An 18292-nucleotide genomic window follows, 5' to 3' on the forward strand; every position below is an offset into this window, starting at 1 on the left:
GGAATTAAAATGAACAAGAACGATATAGCGGATATACGCAAACGATTCAAGCTGGATACCGATTTATTGAAAATCGCTGATATTTATAATGTTTATATTAAAGGGGAAACCACTGAAATCTTCCACGAGGAGAGCCGCTCGTTTTCCTTGCTGGACCGGGAGCAGCAGGAGCTGTTTCTTGCCAACTTCAAGAAGGTATTGGGCGGAAAGCTGGATGAAAAGCTGTTTGAGGTAAAGTTTCAGCGACAGGAAGAAGGGCAGGCGGACCATACGCAGCGGCTCCTATACGATGGGCTTGAGGCCGATGACGTTGATGAATGGAAAGAAAACATGCAGCGCATCGCCTTGAAGACGATTGAAGACAGAACGTATGAAAAGGACATGGTCATCACGTTCATTCGCGGAACGTATTTCAAAACGACGAAACGCGAGCCTGATGAAACGGAAATCGACATGCGGGACGAAGTGTATACGACGCCTTTCATCCTTAGCAGCCTGAACCAGACCGAATTGCCGAAAAGTTCGCTGGTGTTTGATTTTGTCGAGCGGGAGTTCAAGTCGAACGTGTTGGCGGATCCCGTCATTAAACTGGCTTCGCCGATCGGTGGATTCCTGTTCCCGAGTTTTACGGACAACGCAGCAGACGTCAATCACATCATTTATGCCGCAAGCAAGGCGAACAACCCGGATTTCCAGTTTATCGAGAGTGTGTTGAACGGCGAAGAAATCATGACTGCCGAGGATGATAAAGCTGTGTTTGAAGAGATAGTCAAAGCGGTAATTGGAGAAGAAGTCAATTCGAGAACCCTTGCCGGTGTCTATGATGAGATCAATCACATGCTGGTCGTGGAAAAAGAGAGCGAGGAAGAAGAGGATACGCCGACTTTGGATACGGTGGAAGTGGCGCGTGTCTTAAAGGCAAGCGGCGTCAAAGACATCAGTACGGAAAAGGTGGAGCGGGCTTTTCAGCAGGTAGTGGAAGACAAAAGCTATGAAATGAAAGCCAGCCATGTCATTCCGAGCTACGCGTCGAAGTCCATCAAGATCAGCACGAAAGTGGCGGATATTAAAATCAGTCCCCAAGATCTGCGGTATGTGAAACAGGTCAATTACAACGGCAAACGCTGCCTCCTGATCGAGGTGGAAGAAGACACGATGATTGAAGGATTCAAGCTGCTTCAGGAAGAGGAGTTGGAATAGGCCGCCCTGATTGTTTTTAAAGCATCCCCGGCGAGCAGGACAGTTGAACAACAAGGAGGAGGAGCCGAACATGATCAGTGAGAAGGATTTGGAGTATTTGCGGCGTTGTGTGGAATTGGCGGAAACGGCTTTGGAAAAAGGGGACGAGCCGTTTGGATCCGTACTTGTTTCAGCTGCCGGAGAAGTGCTTTTTGAAGACCATAACCACGTGGCTGGCGGTGACCATACGCAGCATCCAGAATTTGCGATTGCCAGGTGGGCGGCAAATAACATGGCACTTGAAGAAAGAGGCAGGGCGACGGTTTATACTTCCGGGGAACATTGCCCGATGTGTGCGGCGGCTCATGGATGGGTCGGCTTGGGACGGATCGTATACGCAAGTTCGTCTGGGCAGTTGGCCGGGTGGTTGAGTGAAATGGGCGTTGCGCCATCGCGTGTCCAGAATTTGGCCATTGAAGATGTGATCAAGGATCCGGCAGTGGATGGCCCGGTTCCTGAGCTGGCGGAGCTGGTCCATCAGCTCCATCGCCGGTCGCATGAAGCGAAACGGTAAGCGGGATTTTGTGTCCGCGAACAAAACAAAAAGGACTGTGGCAAGAGATCGAATCTCTTCCACAGTCCTTTTATCTTTTCAGTTCTTCCTTATACCAAAACAGGTACTTTGCTTCTGATGAGATGGTCGAACGCACTCAATGAGGCAGTGGCGCCGGATCCCATAGAAATGATGATTTGTTTGTACGGGCTGTTTGTGCAGTCTCCTGCAGCAAACACACCAGGTACATTCGTTGCTCCGCGCTGGTCGACAACAATCTCGCCGAATTTGTTGCGTTCAACGGTGTCGCCGAGCCAGTCTGTGTTCGGAATAAGACCGATTTGGACGAATACGCCCGACAATCCGATATGTTTTACGTCTCCTGTTTCAAGATCCACATAAGAAATGCCGTTCACTTTGTCAGTTCCTGTGATTTCTTTGGTTTTTGCATTTGTCAGGACCGTTACATTCGGCAGGCTGCGCAGGCGCTCTTGCAGCACTGAGTCTGCTTTTAGCGCTGCATTGTATTCAAGAACGGTTACGTGGTTTACGATATTCGCAAGATCGATAGCTGCCTCGACGCCGGAGTTGCCTCCGCCAATTACGGCTACGTCTTTGCCTGCAAACAAAGGACCATCACAGTGTGGGCAGTAAGCTACCCCTTTGTTCTTGAATTCATCCTCGCCAGGTACGCCGATATTACGCCAGCGGGCACCGGTTGAAAGGATGACGGTTTTGCCTTTTAGGACAGCGCCGTTTTCAAGTTCGATCTCGATGAAATCTTTCTTTTCCAATCGCTTGGCGCGCTGCAGATTCATCACATCAATGTTGTACTCTTTCACGTGTTCTTCCAGGCTAGCCGCGAATTTAGGGCCTTCCGTATGCTTTACACTGATAAAGTTTTCAATGCTGAGCGTATCAAGGACTTGACCGCCAAAGCGTTCAGCGACGATGCCTGTACGAATGCCTTTGCGTGCCGCATAAATTGCCGCACTTGCACCTGCCGGGCCTCCGCCGACTACAAGAACTTCATAAGGCTCCTTGTCCGCAAACTCGGATGCATCTGGAGCGCTGCCCAGCTTGGCAAGCAATTCTTCCAATGACATGCGTCCGCTGGAGAAAGTTTCTCCGTTCAGGAACACAGTCGGTACGGCCATGATGTCTTTGCGTTCAACTTCTTCTTTGAATGCTCCGCCGTCGATCATCGTATGCGAGATATTAGGGTTGAGAACACTCATCAAGTTCAACCCTTGGACAACTTCAGGGCAGTTTTGGCAGCTTAAGCTAATGTAGGATTCAAAATGGTATGTGCCGTCAATGCTCTTGATTTGGTCGATCACTTTCTGTTCGACCTTTGGAGCCCGGCCGCTTACTTGCAGCAACGCAAGCACCAATGAAGTGAATTCATGCCCGAGAGGAATCCCTGCGAACGTGATGCCCGTGTCTTCGCCGATGCGATTGACGCTAAAGCTCGGCGTTCTTTCTAGCTGCGTGCGTTCAACTTGGATGTTGGACGACATAGCGGATAGTTCATCTACTAGAGCTGCCATATCGCGCGAAACATCGTCCCTTCCTGCGCTGACCTTAAGCAGCACATCGCCTTCCAATAATTGTAGATATTGCCCTAATTGTGCTTTTATATCTGCATCTAGCATCATTTTTTGAACTCCTTATATTTTGCCGACAAGGTCAAGGCTTGGCTTCAATGTTGCACTGCCTTCTTCCCATTTTGCCGGGCAAACTTCACCTGGGTTATTGCGGACATACTGGGCGGCTTTGATTTTGCCGACAAGCGTGCTTGCATCGCGGCCAATGCCGTCTGCGTTGATTTCTGCCGCTTGGACGATGCCTTCTGGATCGATGATGAACGTGCCGCGCTGTGCCAGGCCTGCTTCTTCATCAAGGACATCAAAGCTGCGGGTGATTCTTTGTGAAGGGTCGCCGATCATGATGTATTCAAGTGTACTGATAGCATCTGAATGATCGTGCCATGCTTTATGAGTGAAATGAGTATCCGTTGAAACAGAGTACACTTCAACTCCTAGGTTTTTAAGGGTAGCGTATTGCTTCTGAAGATCCTCAAGTTCAGTAGGGCAAACGAATGTAAAGTCTGCTGGGTAGAAGCAAACAACACTCCATTGTCCTTTCAAGTTTTCCTCAGTGACTTCGATAAACTCACCGCTTCCAGCATTGTAAGCTGAAGTTTTAAATGGCTGTATTTCTTTTCCGATCATAGACATATGTAGTACCTCCTAGATATTTTTTAGAATGATCATAGTTATGGTTCCAAAAAAATATCAATCAAAGCTGTTCACCTTAATTAATACAATTATTTAACTATAATGATTCTAATCCTATTTCTATTGTTATATGAATTTATCCATTTGTCAAAGAGAACCCTAAATGTAAACGCTTCCTTAATTTGCGGGAGAAAATGTAGCGTACGCAGCGAAATCGAATCAAAAATCGGGGGCTCCATTCATTATGAAAAATATAAACTTAAAGTAATTTAATTTTTCGAAATAGTTATTATTTTTAATTAGGCCATGAATTTCTCAATAAAAAGAATGACTGCTAAAAGCTCAAGGTTTGGTTCAAGAAACCGAAATTCGCAAAGCAAAGTATTTTAAATGGATTCCGTGAGAAACTTTTGGCGCGGCCAACCGTAAGTAAAGGTAATCTTCAAATATAGAAACTGATGCAATTACAAAAGAAGGAGGCAGGATATGAGACAACTTTACATGAAGCAAAAAGTATTCAGTTTGACCGGTGAATTCACGGTGAAGGATCAGCAGGAGAATGACGTGTATTTCGTGGAAGGCAGTTTTATGCGGATTCCGAAGACGTTTTCCATTATGGATGCCAGAAGGGGCGAAGTGGCGCTCATTACGAAAAAGATGCTCAGTTTGCTGCCGAAGTTTTTTGTTGAGGTGAATGGCCAAGAGGTGCTGACGATTGAGAAGGAGTTTTCTTTCTTTAAAGCACGTTACAGGATTGATGCGGCAGGCATCGAGGTGCAGGGGAATTGGTGGGATATGGACTTTGAAGTATTGCAGCATGGTGAAGTGATCGGTAAAGTGAGCAAGGAATGGTTTACTTGGGGCGACAGTTACCGGATTCAGATATTGGATGAAGAGATGGAGACCATCATTATTGCACTCGTTGTCGCAATTGACCGGGTAAAGGCGGACCAGGCAGCTGCAGCTGGAGCCGCCACCTAAGCCGTACCGATGTAAATCCGGTTCGTTCTTCTTTGGGAATTCACAATAAAACGACAGAAAAGCAGGGGGCCATTCATGGATTTCCTGCTTTTCTCAATAGTCATTTAGGCGGCCATTGTCGTTCCACTGGCCGTACATTTTATTTTCTTTTGTGTTTCTGATGAACTTATCCAATCTTTTGTTGAAAAGATCAAGGTCATTTCTATAACTTTGAATGGTATCAATTCTAATTCTTCTGTAGAGTTCAGGGAAATTGCTGAAGTTTCGATGCACTTGTTCGTCTTCTCTCAAGCGTTCTTCAATTTCTTGGTCTATAGCAAAAGATTCCGGCCGCATGTCAGGGAGAATTCTCAAACCCTCTTCTTTCATCAATCCTAACTTGATCAGCCTTCGTACTCTTTCTTTATTCAATTCGGTCCAGTTGCTTTTTTTCTTTCTTGGAGAAAGCCTTTGGGCAAGTTCAGTGTCTGACATTTTTTTCATCGTGCCGTCAATCCAGCCAAAACATAGGGCTTCTTCAACTGCATCTAAATACTGAATGGCGCCTGGTTGTTCAGCCGTACTGACTATTACCCAACAAGATTTTTCTGTAGTCGAATGTTCCTCAAGCCATTCCCTTAATTCCTGCCTTGTGTTAGCTCTGATCAAGTTCTCAATCTCCATTTTGAACAGATCCTTTCTAACAGGATTATTTGCTTCAAGTATAACTGCCCGAATAATGAAATTGAAACATTAAAGGGATGGAAATGCTTCACTTGATTCACTGGAAATGAAAAGGATCAAGGAAAAGAAGGGAAACGGGGTATATTTAGAGGGTGGCGGTTTTTGTCAGAGGCAAACGGTAACGATTAAGCGGAGGTGCTGCATGGAATTATGGGATCTGTATGATGTGAATCGCAATAAAACAAATCAGACTTGGGTGCGCGGAGAAGTGCTGCAGCCAGGTCACTATCATTTGGTTGTTCACGTGTGTGTGTTCGATTCGAATGGGGACATGCTCATCCAGCAAAGGCAGCCTTTCAAAGAAGGATGGCCGAACATGTGGGATTTGACTGTAGGGGGAAGCGCAGTCGCTGGGGACACGAGCCAAACCGCTGCACAGCGCGAATTGTATGAAGAGCTCGGATTGGATCTGGATTTTCAGCAAATTCGGCCTCATTTAACGATCAACTTTGAAAGAGGCTTTGATGACATTTATTTGATCGAAAAGAATGTGCCGCTGCAAACACTCACGTTACAGTATGAAGAGGTGCAGAACGTGAAATGGGCAAGTAAGGATGAGATTTTGGCTATGATCCGCAACGGGGAATTTATTCCGTATTATGAGAGCCTGGTTCAACTGTTGTTTGATGTGCGAAAGCGTCGCGGTGCCCTTCAAAAATAGCGGGAATGAAAAAAGGATCTTCAATCCGAAGATCCTTTTATTTATAGGGCTTTACTTGATAATCTCCGTGTGAAAACAAGTTTGCATATGGGTCACCATCGTGTCGCCCAAATCGGTAAATGTCGCGACGCCCCGTTTGTGGATGGCGGTTTTGAATCCTTCCGCATCTGCACCGGCAATTGTCAGAAAGTCGCAGATATCAGTACATACTCCTACCGAATGAACCTTTTCCACTCCTAAACCCCTTAGCTTGTCAGCCAAATTTGTTTTGAAGAAAGCGTTGTAGTTCGATTTCGGTGTATAGAGCAAATTGTCATGCTGCTCATTTTTTTTGAACCACTCGTGTAATTCCCCGTACAATTCCTGCCCTGGTGTTCCCACAACATTGTGGGGCGGCCATAGTTCAAAATGCGGATCGTTCGGCTGATGCGCATCCATGGCGACTACAACTATCTTATCCTCTTCCAAAAACCGGTTGGCCACATCTATAATATAAGGCACTATTTCCTGTCCTGGCTTGCCGACAGTCAGTGTTCCGTTATCAGCTACAAAATCGTTGCTCATATCAACAATTAACAATGCTTCTTTTGCCATTTTACAACCCAGCTCCTAAACTCCGGTATTTGATCGAAAAGTATGGTTACACCTTAAATTTAAAAGCTTCTAACTTTTTATAGCAAGCAAAATGAATCATGAATGTCAGAACATTCCTATTAATGCTATAGTTTTATTGAGGAGTGATAAATTTGGAACTAAAAGACGTTATACACGGACACAGATCCATACGCGAATATGAAGACCGGGAAGTAAGCCCAGAATTGCTCAATCAAATATTAGAAGCCGGAATTAGAGCTTCTTCTAGCGGCAATATGCAGACGTATTCCATTGTTGTTACTACAGATAAAGAACTGAAGAAGAAATTATACAACGCGCATATGGAACAATCGATGGTAGTAGATGCGCCAGTACTACTGACATTTTGCGCCGATTTTAACCGAATGAGAAAATGGCTTTCGCTCAACGATGCACCTGTACATTTCGATAATTTCATGAGCTTGATGATCGGCACCATTGACGCTGCGTTAGCCTCACAAAATTGTGCACTGGCAGCGGAGGATGCGGGACTGGGCATTTGTTACATGGGTTCAACGCTTGCAAACTGTGACCAGATTGGCGAACTTTTGAACTTGCCGGAAAACGTTGTGCCGGTTGTCGGTTTTTCATTGGGCTATCCTGCGGAAAACCCTGCTCTGCGGGACCGTTTGCCTCAGCAAGGCATCGTGCATTACAACCAGTATCAGGATTATTCAGACGAAGAAATCCTGGAAATCTACAAAGAACGAAATGAAAAGGGCTGGAACCGCTATATGGCCATTCCCCAGTTGAAGGAAATGACGGAAGAGCTAGGATTGAAAAACCTTGCTCAAGTCTACACCATCGCCAAGTACACGAAGGAATCGCATATGGAATTCTCCCAAACGGTGCTGAATTACTTGGAGAAGCAGAATTTCATGAACAATGAGTAATGGCTTTTTCAGTCAGTGATATAAAACGCTTCGAGAAACGGAAGTGAGCGAAAGTGAAGGGATTTCTTTGCATGATAGTCGGTTCCATGCTGTTTTTGGCGGCTTGTGGAAGCTACAAAGGAACAGTAGTCGGAAAGACAGACTCCAGTTTTATGTTGGAAGCAGCTTCGGCTAACTCAGAAGCAGAACCGCTAGTGCATGAAATCCATCTTATTGATCAGACAACGTTCGACAGAGACATAAGTGCGTTTGAAGAACTGGAAATCGGAGACCAAGTCCGTGTAGTGCCTGCCGATCTTTCGGAAGATTTCCCTTATATCCTTGCTTTAGAAGTAATTACAGAGTAAAGGCGCCAAAACGGTAGGGTTTTAGTGTCTTTATCCGGCTTCAAATCGATCATCTAAGAACATATTAGTTTTGTTAAGGAGTTAGGATATTTATTAGTAATACATATTCGCAAAAGAACGCAGTCAATTTGACTGCGTTCTTTTATCTGATTCTATTAATTGCCTTATTTTTTCTAATTACTCCAAAGAGATGAAGCAAAATAGTGAAATCCACTCGAGCGCCAGTCCCGAGTCCTTTCGGCGCGAGCCCGCGGAAATCGTAACATTTTGCGGAATATTCCCCTTATAAATGCATAAAGTTTAAATTGATAAATCAGAAACACTAGCTTTGTCACGACAAGCCCGACAAAGATGGTTTTCCTTGTTATTGAATCCGTTTACATTTTTCGCCTATGATAAGGAAGGAAATGAAATATCTTTTTTATGAGAGGTGGTTCGTAATGGATCAATCACAATTGAAAGTTGCAGTACAGAAGTTCGGGAATTTCCTGAGTTCGATGGTATTGCCGAATATTGGTGCTTTTATCGCCTGGGGTTTGATTACGGCGTTGTTTATTCCTACAGGGTTTTTCCCGCATGAGGGCTTCAGCTCGCTAGTAGGCCCGATGGTTACATACATGTTGCCGTTGCTTATAGGTTATACAGGAGGACGGCTCATTCATGACCAGCGAGGCGGGGTCGTCGGTGCCATCGCTACAATGGGGGTTATTGTCGGCGCGCCTGATACGCCGATGTTCCTGGGCGCCATGATTATGGGTCCGCTTGGTGCTTTCGTTATCAAGAAATTTGACCAATTGATCGACGGAAAAATCAAAACAGGCTTTGAAATGCTTGTTAATAATTTCTCTGCAGGTATTCTTGGTGCAGCTCTTGCACTTCTTGCCTACATGGGCGTTGGCCCGGCAGTGGACGCATTTACACAGACACTTGTTGCAGGTGTTGACTGGCTGGTTGAAGCGGGATTATTGCCGCTGACAAGCATTCTGATCGAACCTGCGAAGATTTTATTCCTTAACAACGCAATCAACCACGGTGTTTTGTCACCAATCGGTTTGGAGCAGGTCCAACAAGGCGGAAAATCGATCCTATTTCTTTTGGAAGCGAACCCTGGACCGGGACTTGGCGTGCTTTTAGCGTTCATGCTGTTTGGAAAAGGCGTAGCAAAACAGTCGGCTCCGGGAGCGGCTATCATCCACTTCCTTGGGGGGATTCATGAAATCTACTTCCCGTATGTGCTGATGAAGCCGATGCTTATCTTATCTGTCATTCTTGGCGGAATGAGCGGCGTCTTCACTCTTGTATTGCTTGGCGGCGGATTGGTTGCGCCGGCATCTCCAGGAAGCATCCTTGCTATCGCAGCAGTAACGCCGCCTGAAGGAATGGCTTATCTGGCCAACTTCGCAGCGGTTCTTGTGGCAGCAACCGTGTCATTCCTTGTCTCTGCGGTGGTCCTGAAGTCAGGCAAACAGACAGAAGACGATATTGACGCAGCAACGAAGAAGATGGAACAAATGAAAGGCAAGAAAAGCTCTGTATCCCACGCGCTGGCAGCAGAGACAGTAGCAGCTAACGGTGCGTTCCCGGAAAAAGTGAACAAAATCGTTTTCGCATGCGACGCCGGCATGGGGTCAAGTGCGATGGGAGCTTCCCTCCTGCGCAAAAAAGTAAAAGAAGCTGACTTGGATGTGAAAGTTACCAACACAGCAATCAGCACGCTTCCTGCCGATTCGCAAATCATCATCACGCAGGAAAAATTGACGCCGCGTGCACAAAACAAAATGCCGGGAGCTTACCATATTTCAGTGGACAATTTCTTATCCAGCCCTGAATACGATAAGTTGATTGCAAGCCTGCAAAATGGCGTGACGGCACAACAGGCTGAGCTTGTTGAAGATTCCCAAAAGGATGCTGTAGGCGTTGAGCCTGCAATGGGCGGAGAAGACGGCCTTTTGCTCGAAGAAAACATCTTCCTTAACCAGAGCTTCTCAACAAAAGAACAAGCCATCCGCTTCGCTGGGGAAGCATTGGTGAAAGCCGGATATGTGGAGCCTTCGTATGTTGGCGAAATGCTGAAACGCGAAGAAATCACCACCACGTACATGGGCAACAACGTCGCCATTCCACATGGCACGGAAGAAGCGAAAAAGGCGGTCATCAAATCCGGCTTTACGGTTGTTCAAGTGCCAAACGGCGTGGATTTTGACGGAGAAAGCGCAAAATTGATTTTCGGTATTGCAGGCAAGGATGGCACACATTTGGAAATCCTTTCTGGCATCGCGGTCATCTGCGCTGACCAAGAAAACGTCGACCAGTTGGTTCAGGCAAAATCAGCCGAAGAACTGATGAGTATCCTCAATCGCAAATAAATACTACAATAAAAAGGCAGGGAAACCTGCCTTTTTGTTTAATTTATTAAGAAATTTATGTGAAAAAGTTTCAATCAATGTTTCAGCAGCTGCTGTTTCGCAAAACAGCTCTGCTTTCCTGCGGGAGTCTATGCTGTTTTGCTCCATAGCTGTGTTCAATTGCCCTCGTCTTAGGGGCACGCTGAATCTTTGTTCATGCCAGCTTTGAACAGTTCAAATAGAGTGTAAGGTTTCTTTTGAATGAAGCGGCTGAGGCCACGCCTGCGGACAGTGTCCGCCTGGAGCGAAATGAACAGCCAATGAAAGTTTTGATTGAACTTATATATTTCGTATTTTCTTAAAAAAGGTAGTTTAAAAGCGAAATGAGTGAGAAAAATGATTATCACATTTAGGGAAAAATCCATTATAGAGCTGATTGTAAGAACCGCTGGGAAGCATACGGTACACTCCCTTGCAACATATATAAACGTCAGTGCCAGAACGATCCAAAGAGACCTGAAATCCGTGGAAAAAACCCTGAAGCAATTTGATTTGGAGCTCAAGCGCACTGCAAATGAAGGGCTGTTTATCGACGGGAAAAACGAACAGGTCTACAGGCTGGTCCAGAATCTTATGGGCAGCCAGCCGACCGATGAGACGCCTGAAGAACGGAAGCTGAATTTGCTGATCATCTTGCTGCACGAAGGGCCTTCTTTTAAAACGAAGATGCTCGCGAACCAATTGGGGGTCAGCGCCGCTACGCTGTCGGCTTATCTGGACGACCTGACGGAATGGCTCGGCAAATTTTCAATCACCTTGACGCGGAAAAGGGGCGTCGGAGTGGAACTAGGCGGAGAAGAAGCCAACAAACGGCATGCGCTGGCCAATTACTTTTTGGTTTATTTTTATGAGGAGATTGTCGAGCAGCTGTATTTGCTGCAGCAAGGGAAAAAGCTGGGCGAACCGGTTCTCGGGTATTTTTCGCCGCATTATCTGGCGGAAATTGACGGGTTGGTGAACCAACGGATCAACAACGAACAAACCCGCTTGGCCGACAGTGATTATATAGGGCTGGTCATCCATGTTTGCCTGACAATCCAGCGCACCGAACATCACTTTTTGCTGGAAACAGTTGCTGAAGCCGCAACGGAATATTCGGGCGAGTCCAAATTGATGGAAGCCTTATGCGCCGAGCTGAACGACAGGCTTTCCGTCTCTTTGACAACAAGCGACGCGCATTTTCTGTCGGTTGTTTTAAGGGGCTCGAAGGTCCAAGGGACGGACTCGGGCTATTACGACAGCGTTCTGCTCGGCAAGCTGATCCAAAGCGTCATCGGGGAAGTCTCCGCCAATCTGCACGTCGATTTGTCGGATGACTTTTCGCTGTACCAAGGGCTGCTCGCGCATATGGGCCCTTCAATTTTCCGCTTGAACCAGAACCTGGAGCTGTTCAACCCGCTGACCGACGAGATCAAGCGAAAATACCCGGTTTTGTTTATGGCGGTTGCGAAAAGCCTGGAAAAGGTATTCAAGGATATCAACTTCCCGGCAGACGAGATTGCCTTTATCGTGCTGCACTTTGGGTCGGCCCTGCTGATGAATGAAGAAAAAGTGCAGATCAATGCTGTGGTCATTTGCCCGACCGGCATCGGCACTTCCAAGATGCTGGCAAGCCGCATCCAAAAAGAAATTGTGGAGATCAATTCGGTAAAAATTTTATCGATCAATGATTTTCAATCCGCGCGTTTTGATGATTTCGACCTTATCATTTCCACCATCAGGCTGCCGCTTACAGATATTGACTATATCATGGTAAGCCCATTGTTAAGCGACAAGGATATCGGGTATATAGAAACCTATCTGCAAAACAACCTGGAGAAGATCACCAGGAAAAAGCGCTATTTGACTTCTGAAATTCAGCCGGAAGACAGGATGCAAAACAACAAACCGAGCGTCCAGACACTCCTGCAGGAAATAAAGGACGTCCAATCGAGCATGGATGCCATTCTAAACAACTTCCGGGTCTGCCGGCAGCAACAGGCGCCGGATCACTGGAAAGTGTTGAATGGAATGGTGGAACAAGCGAAAGCCGACCGCCTTGTCACAAGTGTTTCTGCTGTTATGCATCAGTTGGAAGAACGGGAAAAGAAAGGCGGACTTGGCATACCGAACACAACAATGGGCCTTTTCCATTGCCGGGATGACAGCGTCCAGAAACTGATATTCCAAGTGGCGCATTTGGAAGAGTTCTGTACAGTCGAAGGAATGGATGGCAAGAGCATGAGGATAAAAAATCTGCTGTTGATGCTCGCGCCGGTGAAGATGAGTGACAGGGAACAAGAAATTTTGAGTATAATCAGCACAAGTTTGATTGAAAGTGACGCTTCGATGATGATTTTTTCGTCCTCGAATGAGAAAATGATCCGGCAAAAGCTGGAAGATTTATTTTTGGACTATCTACAAAATAATTTGATAAAGGAATGATGATGTTGAAACAGACGGTTCATTTTGGAGCAGGAAATATAGGGAGAGGCTTTATCGGGGCACTGTTTTCCGAGTCGGGCTATCATGTAACGTTCGTGGATATTGCCGAGCAGGTTATCAATAAATTGAACGACGAACAGCAGTACGAAGTGAAATTGGCTACAGCGCAAGAAGAAACCACTACGATCAAGAACGTTTCAGGGTTGAATAACCTGACCCAGGAAAATGAAGTGATAGAGGCCATCCAACAAGCGACGTATTTGACGACAGCGATTGGGCCGAACATCCTGCCGCGGATTGCGCCGTTGATTGCCAAAGGCATAGCCAAACGCGCGGGGGCAACAGATGACAAGCTGTATGTGATTGCCTGTGAAAACCAAATAGGGGCAACGGATATTTTGAAGAACCATGTTATGGACCATTTGGATGATGAAACGAAAAAAGCATTAGAAGGGAAAGTCTACTTCTTCAATTCGGCAGTTGACCGCATTGTACCGATTCAGGACCAAAGTTCACTTGACGTGTTGGTTGAGCCTTACTTTGAATGGGTTGTGGAAACTGCGGAAGAAATCCCGCAAGTGACCGGGATGAAAATTGTTGAAGATCTGGCGCCATTCATTGAACGGAAATTGTTCACCGTGAATACGGGACATGCCGTTATTGCTTATCTCGGTTATTTAGAAGGTAAATCGACCATTGATGAGACATTGGCTGATGAAAAAATCGCGGACCAAGTGAGGGAGACGCTCAAGGAGACAGGCGCTTATTTGGTCAAGGAGTATGGCCTTGATCAGGAAGAGCATTTGGCTTACATCAACAAAAACATTGAGCGCTTTAAAAATTCGTACTTGAATGACGGAGTTACAAGAGTGGGCCGTTCACCGATCCGCAAACTTGGGCCTGAAGACCGATTGGTTCGTCCGGCAACCCAAGCGCAAAAAGCGGGGCTGTCATACACCAACCTCGCCCAGGCGATTGCTGCCGCCTTGCTGTTCGATTACGCAGAAGACGAAGAGGCGGTGGAAATCCAGAAAATGATTCAAGAAAATGGGCCTGCCCATGTTTTGAAAAACGTCAGCCAGTTGGATGAAAACAGCGAAATTACACAAGAAGTGATTCGCCAGTATGAATCACTAAAAAACAAAAATAAAAGCAAATGAAAAAGAAAGGATATGGGCCCGGCTTTTTGCTGAGTTCATATCCTTTCTTTTTATTCTTATGCTATGGCTTCAGATTTTTAAGCTTCATTTTCTTGCCGGTCTCCTATCGGTGCTGGTCAAACAAAATCGGATTGCCGTCAGGGTCTTCAATGATAAAGCTGAAGGGGCCGGAACTTGCTTCATCAGCTTCGCCCGAAAATCCTATGCCTTCTTTTTTCAGCTTCTTCTGAAGGTCGCGAATGTCAGTGAAACCTTCGAGATTCTGCCCGTTCTGGTCCCATCCCGGGTTAAAGGTGAGGGTGTTTTTCTCAAACATGCCCTGGAATAGACCGATAATGGTTTCGCCATTCTTCATGATGAGCCAAGGCTGGTCAACGTCGCCGCCAAAGACTTCAAATCCGAGTTTTTCATAGAAAGCTTTTGAGGCGTGGATATCTTTCACGTTCAAACTGACTGAAAAAGCACCTAATTGCATGTTATTGCCTCCTTTTCATTGTCAAAACAAATCATCAATATCCATTCAATAAAAAGAACGGCAATTCCTGCATAGCGGTTCCCCTGACTTCATCGGCACTTTTTCGGAAATACAAACCGCACATATATCTTCTATAAACCTCAACTTTTTCATTTCATATATGCTACATTATAAGAAAAAAATGTTAATCAAAAGAAGGTATTTTCCCGTGCATCCTCAATTGACCACTTATATTACACTCATCAGCACATCAGGTGTACTGAATTTGTTTTTGTGCCTGTACGTCTTTCTGAAGCGCCATAACTACACGGATATCGCAAAGTTTTTTGTTTTTTATACGGCATCGATCACCATTTATTGTTTTGCATCCGCGTTTGGCTTGCTTGCTGAAAATCTTGGGCAGATGAAGTTTTGGACCATAATCCAGTATATCGGCATGCCAGTTTCTTCGCCGCTCGGGCTATTGTTTGTCTTGCATTATTTAGGGATAAACGTAACCAGGAAAAAATGCCTGGCACTTCTTGCGATTCCGGTTGCCAGTTTCATAATGGTGGCGACAAACAGCTTCCACCATCTGCATTATAGGATTTTTGAGGTGGATCCTGTTTTAGGGGCGCCTTATATTTATCAGGAAATCGGCGTTTGGTATGCTGTTCACGGAATTTTCACGTTTGGCTGTATGTTTTTCGCATTTTTACTGATGCTTTTTCAATGGCGGGAAACAGCAAAGGCGTACCGGCCCCAATTGATAGCGCTGCTGTTTGGCCAATTTGTGCCGATTACGACTGCTTTTCTTTATTTGATCGGGGCTACGCCAGCCGGAATCGACCCGGTGCCTATGATTCTTTGGCTGTCTTCACTTTTGTATCTCTGGGCAATCAGCACTTCGCGGCTGTTCACATTGATGCCGATTGCAAAAGATGCGATATTCAACAGCATCAATGACGGAGTCATAGTGTTGGATGAATCCCATCGGCTCATCGAATTCAACCAAGCATCAAAAAACAATTTTCCAAAATTGAACAAAACCATGTTTGGAAGAAACTTTCATGAAGTATGGATCGAACTGTCAGGAAACCTGTTTCCATTAAAGCTGGATGCTGCATCCAGCCAAGAAGTAAAGCTTACAGCCAGCCAGTCAGAGAAAATTTATCAAGTGCGGATTTCGTCTTTGGAAAACAGCAAAGGCCTATTGATCATCCTCACGGATATTTCGGAAGTAAAGAGGCTGCAGCTGAAATTGGAACACCAAGCGTATTATGACGAATTGACACAAATTTATAACCGCCGCGCCTTTTTACGTCAAGCCGAAGCGGATTATGGGGCAGCGAAAAAAAATACTTCGCCTTTTACCGTCCTGTTGATTGATATCGATCACTTTAAACGGGTGAATGACACATACGGCCACGATGTTGGCGACCAAGTGCTTGTGCATGTTGCCAAGTTTTTCAAAGCACAGCTGAAAGAAGGGGCGGTCTTTGCACGGTATGGGGGCGAGGAATTTGTGGTGGCTTTGGATGGACGCACCGAAAAGGAAGCCGAAGAGCTGGCTAACGGGCTGCGAAGGGACTTGGCGCTTCATCCGCTTGTTGCCGAAGAAAAGATGATTTCAGTCACGCTGAGCATGGGAGTGGCTGAAACGAAAGAAGAAGCGGGGGAGACACTTTCTCAGCTTCTTAACAAAGCCGATAAGGCTTTATACGCGGCCAAGCAGGAAGGGCGCGACCGGGTGTGTGTTTATGTGGGGAGCAGGGAGACGGTAAATTGAAAGCGGATCTGGTTTACGGAAAAGCATTGGAAAAACTTCAGTTTAAACAAGTTTCCGAACGGTAATACTGGGCAACTTACTTTATTACCGGCAAAAATTAGTTTATAATTACTAGTTAGTAGTAAAGATTTTAATCTATAATTAGATTCCATAGAGTGCCGTAACGATAGAATATCAAGCAAAAAAGATGCGGTGCGTCTTTTTGCAAATATACAGGATAAGGAAGGGTATAATGAGCAGCAGTCAGAAAAAATCAGACGTTATCTTAATTGGTGCCGGGGTCATGAGTGCGACTTTGGGGGCCATGCTAAAAGAGTTGTCACCAGAATGGGAAATCAAAGTATTCGAGAAGCTCGAAAAGGCAGGGGAAGAAAGCTCTAACGAATGGAACAATGCGGGTACGGGGCATGCTGCACTGTGCGAGCTTAACTATACACCTGAAAAGCCTGACGGATCGATCGATATCACAAAAGCCATTAAAATCAATGAGCAATTCCAGCTTTCGCGCCAGTTCTGGTCGTTTCTTGTAAACAACAAGCGGATCAGCAATCCGAAAAACTTTATCATGCCGATTCCGCACATGAGCATGGTGCTGGGAGACGACGATATCCGGTTTTTGAAAAAGCGTTTTGAAGCATTAGCTGATAATCCGCTGTTCAAAGGCATGGAGTTTTCAGAGGACCCGGAAAAAATGAAAGAATGGATTCCGCTTATGATGGAAGGCCGCAATCCGGACGACCGGATCGCGGCAACAAAAATCGATTCTGGAACAGATGTGAACTTCGGCGCTTTAACAAGCATGTTGTTCGATCATCTGCAGAAGCAAAATGTTGAAGTCAACTACGAGCACACCATCAAAGACATCAAGCGCACAACTGATGGCATGTGGGAAGTGAAAGTCCATAATTTGGCCAACAACAAAATCGAATACCATACGGCGAAATTCGTCTTCATCGGCGCTGGTGGCGGAAGCCTTCCGATCCTGCAAAAAACAGGGATTCCAGAATCCAAACATATCGGCGGTTTCCCGGTAAGCGGATTGTTCCTCGTATGCAAAGATCCGGAAATTGCTGAACAGCATCATGCTAAAGTGTACGGCAAAGCGAAGCTTGGCGCTCCGCCAATGTCTGTGCCGCACCTTGATACACGCTATATCGACAACCAGAAATCCTTGCTGTTTGGACCATTCGCCGGCTTTTCGCCTAAGTTCCTGAAAACAGGCTCGAATATGGACTTGATCGGCTCTGTAAAGCCGAGCAACGTCTTCACGATGCTTGCTGCAGGGGCAAAAGAGATGTCGCTGACTAAATACTTGATCCAGCAGCTGATGCTGTCGAACGAAAAACGCGTTGAAGAATTGCGCGAATTTATCCCGACTGCAAAACTTGAAGACTGGGATGTAGTGGTAGCGGGACAACGCGTGCAAGTGATCAAAGATACCGATAAAGGCAAAGGAACTCTTCAGTTTGGCACAGAAATTGTGACAGCTGCTGACGGGTCGATCGCCGCTTTACTGGGCGCTTCTCCGGGCGCTTCCACTGCAGTTCACGCTATGCTTGAAATCTTTGAGAAATGCTTCCCGCAGGAATTGAAGCAATGGGAACCAAAAATCAAAGAAATGATTCCGTCTTACGGCGTCTCCTTATCCGAAAATCCAGAACTGTTCGAGGAAATCCACGCTTCAACAGCAAAAGCGCTTGGTTTGGACGACACAAACGGGTCTGGTGTAGAAACAAAAGTATTGAGTGAAAAAGCTTAAAAATGATTTTGATTTTATAGAGTAAAAAAGAACCTTCCGTCCATTACTGGATTGAAGGTTCTTTTTTTGGCTCCTTTTGTTCTCCTGCCAA

The 18292-nt window shown here is 45.8% G+C and carries 16 protein-coding genes; 11 read left to right on the forward strand and 5 right to left on the reverse strand.

The genetic code is table 11. The features are described 5' to 3' along the window. Positions 1-9 precede the first annotated feature (9 nt). Both FQV30_RS00520 and FQV30_RS00525 read left to right on the forward strand, forming a co-directional pair. Positions 10-1200, forward strand: coding sequence for a DUF4317 domain-containing protein (locus FQV30_RS00520; RefSeq protein ID WP_146498198.1), 1191 nt, complete (start codon positions 10-12; stop codon positions 1198-1200). Between the two features lie 70 nt (positions 1201-1270). Continuing rightward, positions 1271-1753, forward strand: a complete 483-nt coding sequence (locus FQV30_RS00525; RefSeq protein ID WP_146498199.1) for a nucleoside deaminase — start codon at positions 1271-1273, stop codon at positions 1751-1753. Between the two features lie 89 nt (positions 1754-1842). On the opposite strand, the gene ahpF is transcribed toward FQV30_RS00525, so the two are convergent. Both ahpF and ahpC read right to left on the reverse strand, forming a co-directional pair. Beyond that, on the reverse strand, positions 1843-3390 hold the full coding sequence (gene ahpF / locus FQV30_RS00530; protein WP_146498200.1) for an alkyl hydroperoxide reductase subunit F: 1548 nt from the start codon (positions 3388-3390) through the stop codon (positions 1843-1845). Between the two features lie 12 nt (positions 3391-3402). Beyond that, a complete protein-coding gene (gene ahpC, locus FQV30_RS00535) occupies positions 3403-3972 on the reverse strand; it encodes an alkyl hydroperoxide reductase subunit C (protein ID WP_146498201.1) in 570 nt (189 codons plus the stop codon). A gap of 486 nt (positions 3973-4458) precedes the next feature. Here ahpC and FQV30_RS00540 point away from each other — a divergent pair, with 486 nt between their 5' ends. Further along, entirely contained in the window at positions 4459-4953 is a 495-nt protein-coding gene (locus tag FQV30_RS00540) for an LURP-one-related/scramblase family protein (protein ID WP_146498202.1), read from the forward strand. 93 nt (positions 4954-5046) lie between these two features. On the opposite strand, the gene FQV30_RS00545 is transcribed toward FQV30_RS00540, so the two are convergent. Continuing rightward, positions 5047-5616, reverse strand: a complete 570-nt coding sequence (locus tag FQV30_RS00545; RefSeq protein ID WP_146498203.1) for a YdeI/OmpD-associated family protein — start codon at positions 5614-5616, stop codon at positions 5047-5049. A 202-nt stretch (positions 5617-5818) separates the two neighbouring features. Here FQV30_RS00545 and FQV30_RS00550 point away from each other — a divergent pair, with 202 nt between their 5' ends. Continuing rightward, positions 5819-6337, forward strand: coding sequence for an NUDIX hydrolase (locus FQV30_RS00550; protein WP_146498204.1), 519 nt, complete (start codon positions 5819-5821; stop codon positions 6335-6337). 51 nt (positions 6338-6388) lie between these two features. On the opposite strand, the gene FQV30_RS00555 is transcribed toward FQV30_RS00550, so the two are convergent. Then, positions 6389-6931 (reverse strand): cysteine hydrolase family protein, encoded by a 543-nt coding sequence (locus FQV30_RS00555; RefSeq protein ID WP_146498205.1) that lies wholly within the window; start codon positions 6929-6931, stop codon positions 6389-6391. Positions 6932-7074: 143 nt separating this feature from the next. On the opposite strand from FQV30_RS00555, the gene FQV30_RS00560 reads away from it, so the two are divergent. The 5 genes from FQV30_RS00560 (at position 7075) to FQV30_RS00580 (ending at position 14199) form a co-directional block, all read left to right on the forward strand. Next, positions 7075-7863: a nitroreductase family protein gene (locus FQV30_RS00560; RefSeq protein ID WP_255473270.1), complete on the forward strand. Its 789-nt coding sequence runs from the start codon at positions 7075-7077 to the stop codon at positions 7861-7863. Between the two features lie 71 nt (positions 7864-7934). Continuing rightward, the gene (locus tag FQV30_RS00565; protein WP_146498207.1) at positions 7935-8210 is read left to right on the forward strand and encodes a hypothetical protein; all 276 of its coding nucleotides are present in this window, start codon (positions 7935-7937) and stop codon (positions 8208-8210) included. A gap of 440 nt (positions 8211-8650) precedes the next feature. After that, on the forward strand, positions 8651-10576 hold the full coding sequence (locus tag FQV30_RS00570) for a PTS mannitol transporter subunit IICBA (RefSeq protein WP_146498208.1): 1926 nt from the start codon (positions 8651-8653) through the stop codon (positions 10574-10576). 375 nt (positions 10577-10951) lie between these two features. Next, on the forward strand, positions 10952-13039 hold the full coding sequence (locus FQV30_RS00575; protein WP_146498209.1) for a BglG family transcription antiterminator: 2088 nt from the start codon (positions 10952-10954) through the stop codon (positions 13037-13039). Positions 13040-13044: 5 nt separating this feature from the next. Next, the gene (locus FQV30_RS00580; RefSeq protein WP_146499522.1) at positions 13045-14199 is read left to right on the forward strand and encodes a mannitol-1-phosphate 5-dehydrogenase; all 1155 of its coding nucleotides are present in this window, start codon (positions 13045-13047) and stop codon (positions 14197-14199) included. A 103-nt stretch (positions 14200-14302) separates the two neighbouring features. Here FQV30_RS00580 and FQV30_RS00585 read toward each other — a convergent pair whose 3' ends face one another. Next, positions 14303-14674: a VOC family protein gene (locus FQV30_RS00585; RefSeq protein ID WP_146498210.1), complete on the reverse strand. Its 372-nt coding sequence runs from the start codon at positions 14672-14674 to the stop codon at positions 14303-14305. 208 nt (positions 14675-14882) lie between these two features. Between FQV30_RS00585 and FQV30_RS00590 the strand changes: the two genes are divergently transcribed. Beyond that, on the forward strand, positions 14883-16442 hold the full coding sequence (locus FQV30_RS00590; RefSeq protein ID WP_146498211.1) for a histidine kinase N-terminal 7TM domain-containing diguanylate cyclase: 1560 nt from the start codon (positions 14883-14885) through the stop codon (positions 16440-16442). Positions 16443-16629: 187 nt separating this feature from the next. Continuing rightward, entirely contained in the window at positions 16630-18201 is a 1572-nt protein-coding gene (locus FQV30_RS00595) for a malate:quinone oxidoreductase (protein ID WP_146498212.1), read from the forward strand. Positions 18202-18292: the final 91 nt, after the last annotated feature.

Origin of the sequence: Planomicrobium sp. CPCC 101110, from assembly GCF_007859395.1 — a bacterium.
In the GTDB taxonomy this organism is placed as follows: Bacteria; Bacillota; Bacilli; order Bacillales_A; family Planococcaceae; genus Planococcus.